The organism is Streptomyces sp. NPDC007205 (assembly GCF_040634095.1).
GTDB lineage: Bacteria > Actinomycetota > Actinomycetes > Streptomycetales > Streptomycetaceae > Streptomyces.
Genome location: NZ_JBEYEW010000002.1, coordinates 351,855 through 368,836, shown reverse-complemented (window position 1 = coordinate 368,836; position 16,982 = coordinate 351,855). Strand labels below are relative to the sequence as shown.

Sequence of the window (16,982 nt, the reverse complement as noted above, 5' to 3'; positions counted from 1 at the left end):
TCCCATGGGCTGGAGTGCACGGGCACGCTCAGAGCCTGAAGCGGGCCTGGAGCCCGAGCGGGAAGGTCGGTTGAGAGCTGCCAGGGGTCATGCTCGCCGTGCCGAGCGCGGACTCAACCTCGTACCGAGCCTCATGGGCGGCCGACTGATCGGCCGGACGGGTGTCCTCGGGCGGCCCGGCAGGCGGGTTGGCAGGCGGGTTGGCGGCAGGTGGCAAAGCCTCAAGTTGCAGGGCCAGGGCTTCCACCAGATCGGCCAGCCGGTCACAGCGCTCCACGATCCACGCGTCGTCGTCGACGCCGGTGCCTGAGGCCGTGAGCCGGTTGTGTTCCTCGGTGAGCCCGGACAGGAACTCCCGCACCTGCTGGTGACATGCTGCGACCCGCTCCGGCAGCGGCGCCTGCCCCGACTGTGGCAGCAGTGCCCGCGTGACCATCCTGACGAACGCCTTGGCGTCGGGCACCCCACGCCTGCCCTCCATACCGCGGGTCACCGCGTCCCAGAGCTGCCGCTGGTCGAGCAACGGCGTACGCAGCGCAGTCTGGGCGGCCTCGACGCACCGGCCGACGGCGGCGGACAGCCGTTCGCGGACGCTTTCCCGACGCCTGGCCAGGTCCTGCGACTGCGCCACCGTGCGGCCGGCCGACAGCCGTACCGCCCAGTCCCGCAGCACCTGCGTCGTCGCGGCCGGCAGGCCCGAGGCCGTGGACTGGCCGCGGGTCACCCGCACACGGCGCGACAGGCCCGCACCCAGTCCGGAGAAGTACTCGTCCAGCACCTCGTAGCCACCGATGGCGGCAGGGTCGCCGCCGCCGACCCGGACCAGTTCCGCCAGCAGCGCGTGGTCCGGCCGCAGCGACTCGTGGTCCTGCCCCCCGGTCTGCGCCAGCCACCTCTCGTACATGGCGGGGGTACTGATGCCGATGGCATGCACCCGAATGCCCGTGGCACCGTGCAGGTGTTCCATGAGACTGACCGGCTCCTGGTGCGCGTACACCACCTCGCCGGATCCCTGTTCACCCTTCGGTGCCCAGTGCGCGCCGTCGCTCACGAGCACGATGAGCTTCTCGTTACCGGGTTTGTGGTGCCGGTAGAGGAGGTTGGCTGCCTCGTGCAGGGCATTGCCGATGTCGGTGCCTGCGTTCTGAGCCTGGAGGAGGGCGATCGCGTGCCGAAACGCCTCTGCCTCCTGCGGCGTGCCCGCGTCGACCTCGGACATGCCGCCCTGACGGGGGAAGACCTGCCGGGTGCCGTGGGTGAATTCCACCAGCGCGACCCGGGAGACCCGGCCGCTCACCTGGAGCCGTACGTCGAGGAGGTGCTGCAGCGCGTCCTGAAGCGCACGCATCCGGCTCATGCCCACCTGGGCCGTGCGGCTCCGGGATCCCACATAGGTGCGCCAGTCGCGGACCACGGACCTTCGGGCGGCGGCGTACTCCCCCACCGACGCGATGTCGTCACACCCCATCGAGCCGCTGCAGTCGGCCAGGATGACGATGTCGACGCCGCTCCGGGCGCCCGGCACGAAGAGATCCACGGCGGTACGCTCGCCGATCCTGAGGATGACGCCGTCACGGCCCTCGATGTCGTACTGCTGAACCCTGAAGGGAACGGAATCGACGTCCAGCCAGAGCTCGTGCTTGTCGTGGGGGATCCACATGACTCTGCCCACCAGACCCGCCTCGGCCAGATCACGGGCGGTGTCGTCGAGCGAGCGCTCGGTGGATGACTCCAGCCGCACGGAGCGAGCCTCCACCACCGGGGCCGCGTCGAGCCGCCAGGTGGCGGTCTCCTCGGCCCCGGCGAAATCAGTGGTCTGGGCCAGGTCGTCGGGGATCGCCAGGACACCGGACGGCACATCGTCCAGGGGCACCACCTCGACAGCGACGGAGGTGCTGTCGTAGCCCGTGTCTACGGTGAGCACGCGCAAGCGAATGTCCTGAGAGGCCGAGGCGGGCGGCCAGTCGGCGGCGGACACGCCGACGCGCGCCCCGGCCAGGACGCCCCCGGCCGGTACGACCACCGCCTTGGTGTCGGCCGGGTCCCCCGGGCGTCCTGTCATCGTCGGCTCCGATCGCCCTCGAACTTCACATCCACGCCCAGCTCTGTCCGGTACCTCGCCACGTTCACGCCCTTGGCACCGATGAAGAGTCCACGAAGCGGCGCAGGAAGGTCGATGAAGAGGATGCCCCGCCGTTCCGTGACCCCGTTGCGAACCCGCGGAGCCTTGAACTCCACCAGCCGCAGCGCCGCCGCGATCTCCGGGCCCCGGCGCCCGTCCTGCTGCTCGACGAGCAGTCGCAGCCGGGCCAGTAGCCGTTCTCCCTCCTCCGCGGTGCCTACCAGGGCAGCGAGTTCACGCTGCCATCCCGCATCTGCGCGGCGCAGGGCGCCCGCAACGTGCCGGTCTCCGCTGCCCTCGCAGTCGTCACGGAGCCGTCGCAGCTGTTCGTAGATGGACCGGTAGTCGACGGCGAGCTGTCGATGCCCGGTGTTGCGCAGATTGTGGCCGAACGACACGAGTCTGGGTGTCCTGAAGTCGTCGGAGCGCCGGGCGGCAGTAGACACGATCTGCCGCATCAGCTCCACCGGCGCAGTGCCACGCAGCGCCGCATGGTGCTGCTTGCACAGCCCCAGCCCGGTCCTCTCGTGGCCGAAGACCTGCCAGCGAAGTGCGTGCCGGGTACAGGCCTGCCGTCCGCAGGGGTGGCCAGAGCCGTCCACGATGTCGCAGGCCATGGTGCCGACACCGTTGCAACCGCTGTGCTCGCAGACCGGAAAGACCAGCTGGTAGCAGGAAGGGCAGTAATCGGTGTCCGGGTCCTCAGGATGGGCAACGCGGTGGGCGTCGCACCAGGCGGTCTTCGTGCGGCAACGAGGCCCGGCACACCGGAAGGTGGCCGGCTGCCGGCATTCCCCGCACTCGGGGCGATGGAGCGGGCAGGCAGTGATGAGCGCCCCGTCCAGAATGACGACATGCTCGTCGCAGACCCGGTCCCTGCGCCCAGCGTCCGCACAACCGCGGCACACAAACGGTCCGTACGTCTCCTTGCCGAGCTCGGCGCAGGTGGCACACCGGTAGGAGAGAGTCGCCCGTTCTCTGACCGCCACGACGTCGAAGCGGGTGTTCTCGTGGGTCACCGTCACTCCGGGCGCCAGCCGGACGATCTCCACCGTGATGTCGCCGAAGTGCGAACTCCACTGGTAGGGGGCGCCCGTCCGTAACGACTGCCCCAGCAACGCCGACTCCAGCTGATTCCATAACTCGGCGTACTGCGCAGCACCGGACAGGGACAACGTGGACGCACGCAGATCGAGTACGACCTCCACCTCGCCGGCCGGCACCGCAGAGTGCTCGGAGTGCACAACGGTCACCGTTGCTTCCCTCCCTTCGCCGGGCCGGCCGGACGGCCCCGTCGGCCATCTGCCCTTGCCTTGCGCCGCTGGTCCTGCCGACCGCTGGAAGGGGCCGGGGCGCGATCGCGGTCACGGCGTGCCCGAAGCGAAACTCCGCTCTCCAGCGCCTCCCGCCACACCTTCATCATCAGCTGACCACTGCCCGGGTACTCGGCCAACACCGCATCGAGCAGCGGACCGCCCGGCCGGCTGTCGGTCAGCATCTCCCGTACGGTCTCCGGCGGCACCCGCCCGCTCCTGCCGCTCTGGGCGAAGAGGTCCTGGGCCCGCAGCGACTGTCCGCCCGGCAACTCGACCAGACACAGCAGGGGAAGAATCTCCTCCGGGGTGGCGTCCAGCCGGCTGAACTCCGGCACGAGGTCATCCAGCAGTACCCGAACCGCCTGGCGGGCCGGGACCTTACGTTCCTGCGGGTTCTGGTTCCGTGCCGGTTGGTCGTGCCTGTCACGGTCCCGGTCGCGCGGACGCCTGTCCTCTGCCAGACCGGCACGCAGCCCGTCGGAGATCGCGCGGGCGCGGTTCTCCTCCAACAGCCGTTGCGGCACATGTCCTTCGCGGCGGCCCTCCTTCACCAGCGCTCGCGCTCTCAGTGCCAGGGCACTCAACAGCAGTACGTGCGCACGCGTTTCGGCCAGCGACACCTGCGCGTCCAGGCAGCGGACGAGTACGGTTCCGTCGCCCACCACGGGAGCGACATCCATCCGATCGAGATGGCTGATGCCGTCCCGACGGCGCAACTCGGCCTGCACCCGGTACAGATGGCGCTGCGACACGGAAGCCAGGAAGCGGGCGGCGAGGTGCTCACGGGAGTCGGCGAGCCAGCGCGAGCCGATACGGTCCCGGCGCCCGCCCGGGACGAAGGACCCCCGGCCGGCTATCGCGATCAGCAGTGGGCTGTGCCGCCGTAGGAGGTTGCACAACACCTCCTGCTCGACCGGGTCGGTGGCCTCCAGCCAGTGCGTATCACCGTCCAAGGGTACGACCGAACCGTCCAGCGACAGGCCCGGAGCCGTCAGCAGGCCTCCCGCCTGCGTCGCTGCCGTCGCCACCGTGTCAACTGCGCGTGCCAGCGCGTCGAATCCTTCCCTGCGGGCTCCTCTGGTGCCCAGCCACGACATCGGCGTGACGAGCTGCAACAGTTCCTGGTGTCTGGAATGCTGCTCCAACCGGATGGGCTCGCCTCCGACAGCGGGCATACCGTTCCGTGTCGCCTGCGCTACCACGGCATTCGGGTCGGCACCTTGCAGGACCAGTCCCTTGGCAAGTGCCTGCCGCGCAGCCCCCACCCGTGTCAGACTCACCAGCACGCACCGAAGCCTAGCCGTGTGTTGTTCATCTCACAATGGTTTCGTGGTCTTCTGAGACCACTTGTCACTGCTTGGGGTCCGCGAAGGCCGTACTTGCCCCGCCTGCATCGCCGGACTCCGGATACTCGACATCAGGGCTGTGACGCCGACCCGACATCCGCACGACCACGGCTCCGGCCAGCACCAGTCGGTCCGGACTGTTCAGTCGCACCTCCTCGCCCGCCGCCAACCGCCTGGGATCCCCGAGCGCCTGCCCGGTCCAGCGTTGCACCTCGGTCCCGTGCGACGAGCCGACGTCACGCGCTGACAGCACCAGACGATCGTCCAGTTCGAGCAGCAGATGATGACGGCTGACCGCCGCGACAGCCTGGCGGTGCTGATCGCCGAGCCCGTCCAGGTTGATCCCGTGCGAGAGCGCGCCCCGGCCGATCTCCACACAGTCCCCCGCCTCCAGCGGGAAACGCACGATCTCCGTGCCGTCGTCCCGACGTGCGACCACGATCTGCCGCGCGGACTTACGCGCCCCCACCTTCACCAACGGCCGGCGGCAATTGCGGTCCGGGCACACCGGCGCGCCGGTTTCTCGGTCCACCACGGGCCACAACAGAATGCGGTCCGGCCACAGTTGTGACAGCGCGCACCGTGACACGCACTTCCAGGCGAAATTCAGGACGTCCTTGCGGTCCTTGAGCCCGTCCCGGGTCAGCTCCTTGTCCTCTTCCGCCTGTGACACGACATGTCCCGAAACCGGCACGATTCCGCTCGGTACGAAGCGCAGCCCGCCGCTCTCCACCCTCCACCTGTAAAACCGCTCGGCAGCGCCCTCGATCCAGGCATGTCGCCGCCGCAGGTCGATGAACTTGTCCCGGCTGATGACCTTCAGGTCTCTCTCGCCTGCCATGGACAGCATCACGGGGTCCGCGTACGGAACCTCCACAAGCTCCCCCGTCCGGCACATCCGGTCGAACTCGTGTCTCTCACCTGGTGGGATCTTGTACCGAAGCGACCGGTCCACCACCAGTTCCATACGCGTCTGAGCGCCGTACAGGCCGCGCCACGCGTCCGTCAGTATGCGCAGCCGCCCCAGCCGGGGCGACTTCGGCCCTGGCGCGATGTCATTCGCCCAACAGACATTCGACACATCAACGACCGCATCCATCCCTGACATGGCGGCAGGTTACGCGACCTCGGCCCACTGTCGGGGTCGGGATCTCAAGCTCTCTTCGAGACGACAGGGCGCAACGCCGAGGGCCGGCACTCCTCCCTGACTTGAATGGGGAACGGCCGCCTGCGCGCCGAGACGGCACGGGTCCAGCGAGCCCTGCGCGGCCGTGCAGCCCGGTCAGGCCCATGCCGCTCGCGCCGGTCCCAACGCGCGATCCGCCTGAGCATTGCGGCGACGAGACCGGCCGCAGCGTCTTCGCCGGCCGGCTCTCTCGGCCACGACGGCCTGTCCCCATCGCGCTAGCGCAAAGTTCCGGCCACACCAAATCCGTCGTCCGGCCGCATCCTCGGCCTCCGCACGGCCCGACCTCTGCGAGGTGCATCTTCGTGGCGGAAACTCGCCCGCACACTGCCGGCCACCACGACCGGTACGGCGTCGTGGCGGCGACCTCGCACGACAACCACGTCGCCGAGCACATTCTGCGGCTAGCCGGCTTCGAGCGCCTGCCCCGTAGCGCCCTGTACGCCCTGACCGACCCCCACCGTGACCCGGTCCGCCGTGGGGCGCTGTCTCGTCATGGACTGCTCACTTGCGGGCACCCCATGCATCTGCGCCGATGAGGCCCCGAGTTTTCGCTGTCCCTCGGCCGCCACGTAGCTTCTTGACTCTCACACCGTGTCAGGCGGTCAGCTCGGAGACATCATGTTCACCATCGGAGACTTCGCCCGGCACGGCCGCGTCTCGGTCCGGATGCTGCGTCACTACGACGCGACCGGACTGCTGCGCCCGGCTCACGTCGACCCCGCCAGCGGCTATCGCTACTACACCGCTGCTCAGCTCGCCCGCCTCAACCGGATCATCGCGCTCAAGGACCTTGGATTCACTCTCCAGCAGGTCCAGGACATCGTGGACGAGAAGGTCAGCCTCGAGGAACTGCGCGGCATGCTGCGGCTGCGGCGGGCCGAACTGGAGACGGCAATTGCTGCCGCAGGAGCACGGCTGGTCCAGGTCGAGGCGAGGCTCCGAGCGATCGAGGGTGAGGGACACATGCCCACCAACGACGTTGTCATCAAGAGCGTCCCTTCCGTCCGGGTGGCGGAGCTGACCGCAACCGCCGCGAGTTTCCAGCCCGAGGACATCGGCCCGGTCATCGGGCCGCTCTACGACGAGTTGTTCCGGTGCCTGGGCTCGGCGGGTGTTACGCCCACGGGCCCCGGCGTCGCGTACTACGAGGACGCCCCGGAGGGCGGCGGCAGGATCACCGTCCACGCCGCCGTCCAGGTGTCCGCCCCTCTCCAGGACGGCGCCTTCCGGATCCTCGACCTGCCGTGCCTTGACCAGGCGGCGACCATCGTGCACCGCGGTTCGATGGACACCGTGCTCCCCACCGCCCAGGCCCTGGCCCGCTGGATCGACGCCCGCGGCTACCAGTCGACCGGATACCCCCGGGAGATCAACCTGGAATGCCCCGAAAATCGTGACGACTGGGTGACGGAACTGCAGGCACCGGTGACCCGGGCCTGATCATCGCGCCCCAGCGTGGCCTGTGATCAGGTTCGGGCAGCGGGGGACCGCTACGGTCTCCCGCTGCCCGACTTCAGTCTTGAGAGCTTCTTGTAGCAGGTCAGGGCGGCGGCGAGGCCGAGAAGGGCGAGGAAGTGTGAGCCGGTTCGCTCGTATCGGACAGTGCGGCGGCGGTAGCCGAACTGCCAGGCGATCGCCCGCTCGATCTTCCAGCGGTGCCGGCCGAGCCGTTCGCCCGATTCCATCCCCGGACGCGCGATGCGCGTGATGAGCGCATGTTCGCGCAGCCAGGTGATGTGGTCGGCGGAGAAGCACGCCTTGTCCGCGCGACGCTTGCCGGGTCGTCGACGCCGACCACACGCGGGGCGGGCACTTCCGGCTCCGGAAGTGCGTCGACCAGTCTTGCCGGATCGTGAGCCTCAGATTGTGGTCGATTGATCAGCCCGAACCTCGAACTCGACGCCGGCGTCGACCGACTCCAGGCCCCAAGGAGCGACGGAGATGATCACTGTCTGTGCCGCCTCCTCGGAGCCGTCTGTTCAGGTGCAGCCGCAGCCGCCGGCCTGTCAGACCCCACGCTTAGGCTGTCGCAGAGATTCGATCAAGGAGCAGGGCAGTGCGGATAGAGCGTCACCAGGTGGGCGGAGCCGTCGTGTCGGCAGCGCGCGAGGACTTCACCAACCGCATCGGGAGCCAGGTGCGGTCCATGTCGCGGGGCGGCCGGATGGCCACCTACGAATGGCAGTCGATCGCCGAGGGGTTCCTCGACTACCTGGGCGCCCTCTCCGTCGAGACACCCGACCTCGACACCCCGGAGGCCAAGGCCGCCCTCAAGGACGCCTCCGAAGCCGCGGCCGGCGCCGTCGCCTACGCGGCGTACCACCCGCACTGCAGCTTCCACGTCTTCCTGGAGTATGTGAACTTCGGCATGAGCTACGACCCGGGTGAGGATGCCCCCGAGGAGAGCGTCACGCCCGGGGAGTGGATCGACGCGCTCTGCCTGACGGTCCTCACGGACAAGGCCGATTGGCACGGCGAGGCCTTCGATTTCGCCCGGCGGAAGTTCGCCGAGCAGGCGCAGGGAACGCCCCTCGGCGAGCTCGCCACAGGACTGATGGCCGTGGTCCTGGACGACACCGGCGACGACGAGGAGTACCCGCCGAGCGCGCAGGCCAAGCTCGCCGCCGTCGACGCGGCCCTGAACCGCATCCGTAGCCGCGCCCAGGAGACCGGCGAGCCTCTCCTGGACCGGCCGGACAGCGCGGCGCTGCACACGCTGCGCGCCCTGGCCGCCGAGGACCAAGGCGCCTTCGATGCCGCGCTGGCCGACCTCCTGGCCAGGCACACCACCCTGCACGGCCCCGCGGCCTCCCCGAGCACCCTTCTCCCGCTCGTCCCCATCACCCTCGCCGCGCTCGCGTACCGGACCCTGGGCTGGGCACCTGCCGTCCGCACCGACTACCTCCCGCACGCGCTGGTCACCGGCTTCGAGACCCGAGGCCCGCGGGTCGCGGGGTTCGGCCGGGACCGGCGGCCGGACGCGGTCGCCGCGCTCGCCGCGGGCCCCCTGGTGGTGGAACGGCCCGCCTGCAAGCGGACGGTGAACCCGCGGATCGAGGCCATGTACGAGGAACACATCCAGGAGGCGTTCACGCCCGTCGGCGAAGAGCCCCTGGCTGTCTGGCTGCTGGGCAGCGTCATGGGCGATCAGGAGCGCCTGTTCAAGTGGCGTGCGGGGAGCCCCGGCGGCGTCACGGAAGCACAGCTCGCGAACCTTCGGCTGGCCTCCCAGACGGGGGCGGCCCTGTTCCGCATCGCCCTCGCGGAACCGGGCACCGAGGCCGAGGTGACCATCGACGGCCGCACGCTGCGCTACCCGGCCGAGCGGGGCGAGGAAGCCGGCGCCGGGAACTGGCAGACGGCCACTGCCTTCGCCCTCATCACCGGAGCACGTGAGGACCTCGCCCCGCTGGTCCTCACCGGCCCCGCCTTCGCCCGCCCGGACCGCTCCGCCTTCAGCGCGTACCGCGAAGCCCTCCACGCCTACCTCAAGGGCACCGACCCCGAGCCGGCCGCGCAGCGGGCGCTGCAACAGGACGAGAAAGCCAAGGACTGGGGCTTCGCCATGCCGCCGGCCGTGCTGCTGTCACAGCTCGTGCAAGGCGACGAGGAGAGCTTCAACCTGGCCCTGGCCGACGCGCTCGAAGCCCACCGCGACTACTACCAGGTCGCCGACCGCGCCGACGATCCGGATGCTTCCGTCAACCTCGACATCCTCGCCCTGGCCTGCCACGCCCGCCGCCGCGGCTGGGCCATCCGCGTCGAATCCCCCTACCTTCCACAGGATCTCCTGCGGGCCGCCGAACCCTTCTAGGAGCTGGTCCGCACCATAAGCCCCGCTGGCCGTCTCACCGAGGAGTCGGGGCGGACCGGTGCCTGTGCCTGCCCCTGCCCAGGTCGGCGGCGATATCGGCGTCAACTGCTCCGGTTGGCATGTCTCGCCGAGTACGGTGCTCAGTTCGGCGAGTGGATGGGCGGCGTACCTCGTCACCACGGGCGTTGCGGTGATGCGCCCCGTGAACGGTTCGGTGCGAGGCAGGAGAAGTGGTCAGCCAGCGCCCAACCAGGTCACGACAGCAAGAACGAGTGGGACAGGACACGCCACCGCAGTCAGCAACAGCCGCCGCCCGGCCGGCGTCATGCGCCGCACCCCGGGCACAAAGGCGAGCGCGGCGAGCAGCGCGGCACCGCCGGCCACGCCCGCCGCGTACTGCGCGAGAAAGCCCCCGACGGCCGCCCCTTCCGCCGCGCCCCACAGTGCGACCATGCCTACCAGGAAAGTCAGCCATGCCATCGACAGGACCGTGGCAACGCCGAGCAGAGCCGTCAGCAACGTGACCCCTGGACGGGCTGTGGCCGACGGGGCCGGCTTCCACGGGCCGTAGAGCCTCGCATACGTCTGAGGATTCATAAGCCGATGATCGTCGGCAGCCCTCGCGCACTTCATGAGGCGCTCTACTCAACCAAGTGCGCAGACGTACTCACTCTCGGCTGCTCCAGGCGCTGACTGAAGTGCGCAGGTGTGACCGACTGAGCGCCCAAGTGGGCACCGTTCGCCAGACAGGTGCTCAGAGCCTCAGAGAGGCCATGAGGACTCTCCGGGCACTCCGGCCCTTCTGAGTACGAGACCGAGTGGGGCGACGGTGCCGTCGGCCTGGGTGGCGGTGTTCGGATGGCTTCATGACGCCGACTCCTTCCGCCGCTCCCGCGGCGTCCGCTTTCCGCCGCCGGTTCATGGTCCTGGGACTGTCCGTTGCCGGGGCCGTCGTGGTGTTCCTGCTCGTGGGGTTCGTCACGGGCTGCATCGCCGTGGTGGGTGGTCCAGTCCGTTCCGAGGCGCAGTTTCTGAAGCACGTACGCGACGCGCAGGCCGCCGGCGAGGACACAGTTCGCTTCCTGAACGGAAGTTCCCGACCGTGGACGACGGCCAGACGGCCCGCTTCTTCGTGGATCAGTCCGGCATGAACATTCTGAATTGGCAGAAGGAGCGACAGGACGCCGAGCGCAAGCGGCTCGGGCCGGCGTGGGTGGATCACGACCTTGTGTATGCCCGGGACGGCTTCAAGCTCGACCGAGGGAGGCGGGCGGACACAGGACCCGGAGAAGATCTCGGCGCGCTGGCGCACCCTGCGCACCTGGCTGAAGCTCCCTGACGACTTCCGCATTCACGACTGGGGTCACAGCTATGTGACCAATGCTCTGGAGGCCGGAGAGAACTTGGTGGAGGTCTCAGCCAACGTCCGGCACCACTCACACGGCGGGCAAGTACGGCAAGCGCCGTACGGAGAACGCTCGCAAGCTGGCCGCGTCCCACGCGAGCCGGATCAGCTTGCCATCCCTGGTCCGACCTGGGGAGTCTCCAGGCTGTTGGTCACGCCACAGTCCTGGAAAGCAGAAAACCCTGATCAACAGGGGTCTCAGCTGGTGTCCGAGGGGCGAGTTGGCCGCTGACGATACGGTTGTGTTGGCACAAGGGAAGCTCCACCTCTGAGACCGCTGTCGGCGTACGCCAGGAGTCAGCTGGGGCCGCCTCGTCGGTTCTGCCGCCCGCTCCACATCGATCGCACCCAGCTGCCGGATCGCCGAGCGCCATCGGGCTTGCGAGAGCACCGGGCCGCGGAATGGCCAGCCGGTTGCCTCCCGTTTCGACGGGCACCGCAACCGGCCGAGCCCCGCAACTGGACCATCGAGTCGGTCCGGACGCCTGTGGCAGGACGGCGAACGAACTCGGAACCGGCTCACCGGCCGGCCACCGTCGTCTGACGCGCGGCCGGGGCCGCCCCATGGCTGCCGTTGGTGCTGAGCGCATGCAGGATGTCCTCGACGCTCTGCTTGGCGTCGCCGAAGAGCATGCTGCTGTTCTCGCGGAAGAAGAGCGGGTTCTGCACGCCCGCGTAGCCGGAGGCCATGGAGCGCTTGAAGACGATGACCCGTTCCGCCTCCCAGACCCGCAGCACCGGCATGCCGGCGATCGGGCTGGCCGGGTCCTCGGTGGCGGCCGGGTTGACGGTGTCGTTCGCGCCGATGACCAGCACGATGGAGGTGTCGGCGAAGTCGTCGTTGATCTCGTCCATTTCCAGGACGATGTCGTACGGCACCTTCGCCTCGGCGAGCAGCACGTTCATGTGCCCGGGCAGGCGACCGGCGACGGGGTGGACGCCGAAGCGGACCTCGACACCCCGCTCGCGCAGCTGCCGCGTCAACTCCGCGACCGGATGCTGGGCCTGGGCTACGGCCATGCCGTAACCGGGGGTGATGATCACCGAGTGCGCCTGGGCGAGCATCTCTGCCGCCTCCGCCGCCCGCACCTCGCGGTGCTCGCCCTGCACGTCCTCGCGGCCGGACGGCGCCTCGATGCCGAAACCGCCCGCGATGACGGACAGGAACGACCGGTTCATCGCCTTGCACATGATGTAGGACAGGTAGGCGCCGGAGGAGCCCACCAACGCGCCGGTGACGATGAGCAGGTTGTTGTCGAGCAGGAAGCCCGCCGCGGCCGCCGCCCAGCCCGAGTAGCTGTTCAGCATGGAGACGACGACGGGCATGTCGCCACCGCCGATCGAGGCGACCAGGTGCCAGCCGAGGGTCAGCGCCAGCACGGTGACCGCGATCATCAGCGGCAGGTCGGGGCTGATCGTGAACCAGGCGGTCAGCGCGACGAACGCAACAAGCGCGCCGATGTTGAGCGCGTTCTTGCCGGGCAGCATCAGCGGACGGGACTTGATGCGTGCCGAGAGCTTCAGGAACGCGACGATCGAGCCGGTGAAGGTGACCGCTCCGATGAAGATGCCGATGAACACCTCGGCATGGTGGATGCCCAGCAGATCGGCGCCGATCCGGTTCTGAGCCGTGCCGTGCGCCTCCACCTCCAGGTAGCTGTTCCAGCCCACGAGCACCGCGGCGAGGCCGACGAAGCTGTGCAGCACCGCGATCAGTTCGGGCATCTGCGTCATCTCGACGCGGCGGGCCCGCCACAGGCCGATCGCCGCGCCGAGCGCCATGGCCAGCACGATCAGGGCCACCGCCCCGGCGGTGATGCTCTGCGCCGCCACCACGATGGTGGCGAGCAGCGCGAGGACCATGCCGGCGATGCCGTAGACGACGCCGGCACGGGAGGTGCGGTGTTGGGACAGGCCGGCCAGGCTGAGGATGAACAACAGGGCGGCGACCAGGTCGGCAGCGTGGGAAGCCGTCAGAGAGGTCATCTCGGCTCAGCCTTTCGAGAACATGGACAGCATGCGGCGGGTGACGGCGAAACCTCCGAAGACGTTGACACTCGTCAGCAGGATCGCCACGAAGGACAGCGCGGTGACGAGCCGGTTCTCGTGCCCGATCTGCAACAGGGCGCCGATCACGACAATCCCGGAGATCGCGTTGGTCACCGACATCAGCGGGGTGTGCAGCGCGTGGTGCACCTTGCCGATGACGTAGTAGCCGATCACCACCGCCAGGGCGAACACGGTGAAGTTACCCGCGAGTTGGGCGGGGGCGAAGGCCACCAGCAGGAACATGGCGAGCATGCCGAGCCCGGTCAGGCCGACGCGCCAGGCAGGCGTCAGCTTCGATGTCGACTGCTTCGGTTCGGGCGGTTCGGGCGCGGCCGCGGGCTGCGCGGCGGGCGCTGCCGAGACGGCGACGGGCGGCGGCGGCCAGGTGACGTCGCCGTCCCGCACCACGGTCACCGCCCGCTGCACCACGTCGTCGAAGTCGATCGTCAACTGCCCGTCCTTGCCGGGTGTGAGCAGCTTCAGCAGATTCACCAGGTTGGTGCCGAACAACTGCGAGGCCTGGGCGGGCAGCCGGGAAGCCAGGTCGGTGTAGCCGATGATGGTGACGCCGTTGTCGGTGACCACCGCACGCCCCGGCACGGTGCCCTCGACGTTGCCGCCCTGGGCGGCGGCCATGTCCACGATGACGCTGCCAGGCTTCATGACCGCCACATCCCGGGCCGTCAGCAGGCGCGGCGCCGGCCGGCCCGGGATCAGCGCGGTGGTGATCACGATATCCACGTCGCCGGCCTGCTCGTGGTAGAGATGGGCGGCGGCACGGTCGTAGTCGGCCGAGGTCGCCTTGGCATAGCCGTCGGTGCTCGTCTCCTGGGCGACGTGCACGGGGAGGTACTCGCCGCCCAGCGACTTCACCTGGTCGGCGACCTCGGGCCGCGGGTCGGTGGCCCGGACGATCGCGCCGAGGCTGGAGGCGGCGCCGATCGCCGCCAGACCGGCCACGCCCACGCCGGCGACCAGCACCTTCGCCGGCGGCACCTTGCCCGCCGCGGTGACCTGGCCGGTGAAGAACCGGCCGAAGACGTGCGCGGCTTCGATGACCGCCCGGTACCCGGCGATGTTGGCCATCGACGACAGCACATCCATCGACTGCGCGCGCGAGATGCGGGGCACCGCGTCCAGCGCCAGAGCGGTCACTCCGGCATCGGCGAGTGTCCGAAGCAGCTCCGGCCTTTGGGCCGGTGCCAGCAGGGCGACCATGGTCGCGCCGTGCCGCAGCCGGGTGATCTCCGCGTCGGAGGGGGAGTTCACCTTCAGCACGACATCCGCGTCCCAGGCCTCACCGATCTCGGCGCCGGTATCGAGGTAGGCCTGGTCACTGAAGCCGGACGCCGCGCCGGCCTCGGACTCCACCACGACCTCGTAACCGAGGTCGAGCAGCTGACGCACGGTCGCCGGCGTCGCCGCGACACGCGTCTCACCGGAGACGGACTCGGCCACCACGCCGATGCGCCGGGGTGGGTGGTGCGCAGGTTCTTGTGCAGACATTTATCGTGTTCTCTCCTGGGAGGAGGGCTTGACGGGCTATCCGCGATCACAAGGGCGTCCACAGGGCTCGTTCCCATGGACGCCGGTCGTGGGAACCTACCCGTCAGGGCCGCCCATGCCTACGGGCAATAACCGTGGTGTGTTTCACTCGGCGGTCGCCGCTTCGCCGTTCGCCTGCGGCGGGTCCGACCGCAGGAGGGCAACGGGACCTGAGGGTCCGTCGGCGACCGGGGCGACGACTTCCAGTTGCTACTACATCGCCCATGGTCTGGGCCCCCGCCGTCTCGCCGCTGCTGCGTTCCACCTTTCCGGCACGGTGTCGCCGACTGTGGGGCTGGGGGGTGACCAGCCTGGCCTTGCCCTCGTCCCGAGTCTCACGGCGTCGGACCGCACCAGGCGGACCACGACGACCCCGTATCCTGCCCACCCTTTTCCGCCGGCGTCAGAGCGCGCCACACAGAGCGTGCGCCGTCGCCGGTCGGCTGACCGCTGCTCGACTTCCTGCCCGCATCCGAGCGTCCATGGCCGCAACCGACGGCGGAGCGGGATCACGCACCGCCAGCGATGCTGATCTGTGCAGACCCGCAGCCCGCATCTGCTCCGGGGACGCGCTGAGCGGGGCGGCCTGCAGCTCGGCATGGACACTGGCCGCCAGCCGGTACGGTTGATCCCCGCCCAGCCCTGTCGAACGTTCCCCGCTCGACGGCCCTGCCCAGGTGGGGGACCGACGTCCTCGTGACCGCCACGCTGCCGAGCAGGGCCACCCTGATGATCAATGGACGCGCGGAGCGGATCCTTGTGAACAAGGCTCCAGATGTGCGAGCACGCTCAATCGAGCCGTACCGACCATGAGCTTTCCCAGGCCCCCGGAAAGCGGGCGGATCAGCGCAGTCCGGCGAAGAGGTCGTTCTCGGGCACGGCCGCGCCGGTGGTGTCCTGGACACGTACGAAGGTCTCGACGCCCATCAATTCGGTGAACCTTTTCTGGCCCATCTTGAGGAAGAAGATGTTCTCGCCCTGGCTGGCGTGCGCGGCCAGCGCGTCGAACTTCTGACCGCCGAATGCGGTCGTGTCCACCCAGGTGGTGATCTCCTCGTCGGGGAGTCCGAGCTCGGCCAACGCGGCGGCCTCGGCCGGATCCGGCTCCTGCCAGTCCGCATGGAACTCGCGCATGGCCTCCCCGAACCGCTGCATCATCGAGCGGGGCGCTGTCGTCCAGTACACCTTCGGTGTCCGCAGGGTCATCGCCAGCGCCGTCATCGTGATGCGGTTTGCCTGGATGTGGTCGGGGTGGCCGTAGAAGCCGTTCTCGTCGTAGGTGACGACCACATCGGGTTGGTAGCGGCGCAAGAGTTGCGCGAGTCGGGCAGCGCCCTCCTCCACGGGTGTCCGCCAAAAGGATCCGGGGGCGTCATTGGCCGGCCAGCCCATCATCCCGGAGTCGGCGTAGTCCAGCGTCTCCAGATGACTGACCTTCAGAATCTCGCAACTCGACTCAAGTTCTTGACGCCGCATCAAGGCGACGGCTGCCGGATCGTGCCCGGGATCGCCCGGCTTGACACCCCCCGGTCCGTCACCGCAACTGCCGTCGGTGCACGTCACGAGGACCGTGCGGATGCCCTCCGCCGCGTATCGCGCGAGGACACCTCCCGTTCCAGTGGCCTCGTCGTCGGGGTGGGCGTGCACCGCCATGAGCGTCAAGGGCCAGTCATTCATGAAACACTCCTCCTGTGTGAAAATGCCTCGGTCCGAGTCTGCGGCAGGCGTATAAGCGCTCGCCGCGATATTGGGTGAAAGGCGTACCGCGCACGCTTCTGGCGGATCACGTCGGACCCGGCCGTGGACGCCCGGGCCCTCGACATCGGCACCGGCGACGGCGCCCTCACCCACCACCTCCACGAGCTCGATTACCGCGCCACCGGCATCGACTTCTCCCCCGGCGCCATCGCCGCAGCAGCCCAGAAAACCCGGAGCCACCAGCACGGCGGAGGGCTGACCCGGCATCTGATGGACTTCGCCGCCGACGACGGGTCAACGCCCTGCCGGACCGGGCGTACGCGGTCGTCACCTGCCGCCTGGTCTATCGGTGGATGGACGACAAGCCGGCCTTCCTCGACCGCGTCCGGAAGGTCCTGGCACCCGGCGGAACCTTCCAGGTCGTCACCGAACTCGCCGGTCGCCGCGAGGACAGCGACCCCTGCAAGCACCTCGGGATCAACGTCGCCTAGGCCGAGA

13 protein-coding genes and 2 pseudogenes are annotated in these 16,982 nt (G+C 69.2%); 6 read left to right on the top strand and 9 right to left on the bottom strand.

What is annotated here, in order from left to right:
* Window positions 1–28: 28 nt before the first annotated feature.
* From ABZ624_RS05235 to ABZ624_RS05220, 4 genes are all read right to left on the bottom strand, one after another.
* Window positions 29–2,062 (bottom strand): vWA domain-containing protein, encoded by a 2,034-nt coding sequence (locus ABZ624_RS05235; RefSeq protein ID WP_360082755.1) that lies wholly within the window; start codon window positions 2,060–2,062, stop codon window positions 29–31.
* Complete coding sequence (locus ABZ624_RS05230; protein WP_360082753.1) at window positions 2,059–3,375, bottom strand: hypothetical protein; 1,317 nt, start codon at window positions 3,373–3,375, stop codon at window positions 2,059–2,061. Before ABZ624_RS05230 ends, ABZ624_RS05235 begins: the two co-directional genes overlap by 4 nt.
* The gene (locus tag ABZ624_RS05225; protein ID WP_360082751.1) at window positions 3,372–4,613 is read right to left on the bottom strand and encodes a hypothetical protein; all 1,242 of its coding nucleotides are present in this window, start codon (window positions 4,611–4,613) and stop codon (window positions 3,372–3,374) included. Before ABZ624_RS05225 ends, ABZ624_RS05230 begins: the two co-directional genes overlap by 4 nt.
* A gap of 175 nt (window positions 4,614–4,788) precedes the next feature.
* Window positions 4,789–5,892, bottom strand: coding sequence for an FHA domain-containing protein (locus tag ABZ624_RS05220; RefSeq protein WP_360082749.1), 1,104 nt, complete (start codon window positions 5,890–5,892; stop codon window positions 4,789–4,791).
* Window positions 5,893–6,275: 383 nt separating this feature from the next.
* On the opposite strand from ABZ624_RS05220, the gene ABZ624_RS05215 reads away from it, so the two are divergent.
* Both ABZ624_RS05215 and ABZ624_RS05210 read left to right on the top strand, forming a co-directional pair.
* On the top strand, window positions 6,276–6,509 hold the full coding sequence (locus tag ABZ624_RS05215; RefSeq protein ID WP_360082747.1) for a hypothetical protein: 234 nt from the start codon (window positions 6,276–6,278) through the stop codon (window positions 6,507–6,509).
* Between the two features lie 82 nt (window positions 6,510–6,591).
* Entirely contained in the window at window positions 6,592–7,413 is an 822-nt protein-coding gene (locus ABZ624_RS05210; protein WP_360082745.1) for a MerR family transcriptional regulator, read from the top strand.
* Between the two features lie 50 nt (window positions 7,414–7,463).
* On the opposite strand, the pseudogene ABZ624_RS05205 reads toward ABZ624_RS05210, so the two are convergent.
* A pseudogene (locus ABZ624_RS05205) lies at window positions 7,464–7,676 on the bottom strand (IS5/IS1182 family transposase); the annotation flags it as partial.
* A 374-nt stretch (window positions 7,677–8,050) separates the two neighbouring features.
* Between ABZ624_RS05205 and ABZ624_RS05200 the strand changes: the two are divergent.
* Window positions 8,051–9,787 carry an immunity 49 family protein gene (locus ABZ624_RS05200; RefSeq protein ID WP_360083205.1) on the top strand — a complete coding sequence of 579 codons (1,737 nt, stop codon included), beginning with the start codon at window positions 8,051–8,053 and terminating at the stop codon, window positions 9,785–9,787.
* Window positions 9,788–10,021: 234 nt separating this feature from the next.
* On the opposite strand, the gene ABZ624_RS05195 is transcribed toward ABZ624_RS05200, so the two are convergent.
* Window positions 10,022–10,306, bottom strand: coding sequence for a hypothetical protein (locus ABZ624_RS05195; protein ID WP_360082743.1), 285 nt, complete (start codon window positions 10,304–10,306; stop codon window positions 10,022–10,024).
* A gap of 583 nt (window positions 10,307–10,889) precedes the next feature.
* On the opposite strand from ABZ624_RS05195, the gene ABZ624_RS05190 reads away from it, so the two are divergent.
* A complete protein-coding gene (locus ABZ624_RS05190; protein WP_360082741.1) occupies window positions 10,890–11,126 on the top strand; it encodes a hypothetical protein in 237 nt (78 codons plus the stop codon).
* Between the two features lie 585 nt (window positions 11,127–11,711).
* Here ABZ624_RS05190 and pntB read toward each other — a convergent pair.
* The 3 genes from pntB to ABZ624_RS05175 all read right to left on the bottom strand — a co-directional run bounded on the left by pntB (window position 11,712) and on the right by ABZ624_RS05175 (window position 16,463).
* Window positions 11,712–13,178 carry a Re/Si-specific NAD(P)(+) transhydrogenase subunit beta gene (gene pntB / locus ABZ624_RS05185; protein WP_360082739.1) on the bottom strand — a complete coding sequence of 489 codons (1,467 nt, stop codon included), beginning with the start codon at window positions 13,176–13,178 and terminating at the stop codon, window positions 11,712–11,714.
* A gap of 6 nt (window positions 13,179–13,184) precedes the next feature.
* Complete coding sequence (locus tag ABZ624_RS05180; protein ID WP_360082737.1) at window positions 13,185–14,747, bottom strand: Re/Si-specific NAD(P)(+) transhydrogenase subunit alpha; 1,563 nt, start codon at window positions 14,745–14,747, stop codon at window positions 13,185–13,187.
* 882 nt (window positions 14,748–15,629) lie between these two features.
* Window positions 15,630–16,463 (bottom strand): PIG-L family deacetylase, encoded by an 834-nt coding sequence (locus ABZ624_RS05175; RefSeq protein WP_360083203.1) that lies wholly within the window; start codon window positions 16,461–16,463, stop codon window positions 15,630–15,632.
* A gap of 123 nt (window positions 16,464–16,586) precedes the next feature.
* Here ABZ624_RS05175 and ABZ624_RS05170 point away from each other — a divergent pair.
* A pseudogene (locus ABZ624_RS05170) lies at window positions 16,587–16,670 on the top strand (class I SAM-dependent methyltransferase); the annotation flags it as partial.
* 167 nt (window positions 16,671–16,837) lie between these two features.
* A complete protein-coding gene (locus ABZ624_RS05165; RefSeq protein ID WP_360082735.1) occupies window positions 16,838–16,975 on the top strand; it encodes a hypothetical protein in 138 nt (45 codons plus the stop codon).
* Window positions 16,976–16,982: the final 7 nt, after the last annotated feature.

Bases quoted from the DNA above. Each gene is read 5' to 3' on its own strand.
- ABZ624_RS05180 (WP_360082737.1), bottom strand. From the start codon at position 14,747: ATGTCTGCACAAGAACCTGCGCACCACCCACCCCGGCGCATCGGCGTG.
- ABZ624_RS05210 (WP_360082745.1), top strand. From the start codon at position 6,592: ATGTTCACCATCGGAGACTTCGCCCGGCACGGCCGCGTCTCGGTCCGG.
- ABZ624_RS05220 (WP_360082749.1), bottom strand. From the start codon at position 5,892: ATGTCAGGGATGGATGCGGTCGTTGATGTGTCGAATGTCTGTTGGGCG.
- ABZ624_RS05165 (WP_360082735.1), top strand. From the start codon at position 16,838: ATGGACGACAAGCCGGCCTTCCTCGACCGCGTCCGGAAGGTCCTGGCA.
- pntB (WP_360082739.1), bottom strand. From the start codon at position 13,178: ATGACCTCTCTGACGGCTTCCCACGCTGCCGACCTGGTCGCCGCCCTG.
- ABZ624_RS05235 (WP_360082755.1), bottom strand. From the start codon at position 2,062: ATGACAGGACGCCCGGGGGACCCGGCCGACACCAAGGCGGTGGTCGTA.
- ABZ624_RS05175 (WP_360083203.1), bottom strand. From the start codon at position 16,463: ATGAATGACTGGCCCTTGACGCTCATGGCGGTGCACGCCCACCCCGAC.
- ABZ624_RS05225 (WP_360082751.1), bottom strand. From the start codon at position 4,613: ATGCCCGCTGTCGGAGGCGAGCCCATCCGGTTGGAGCAGCATTCCAGA.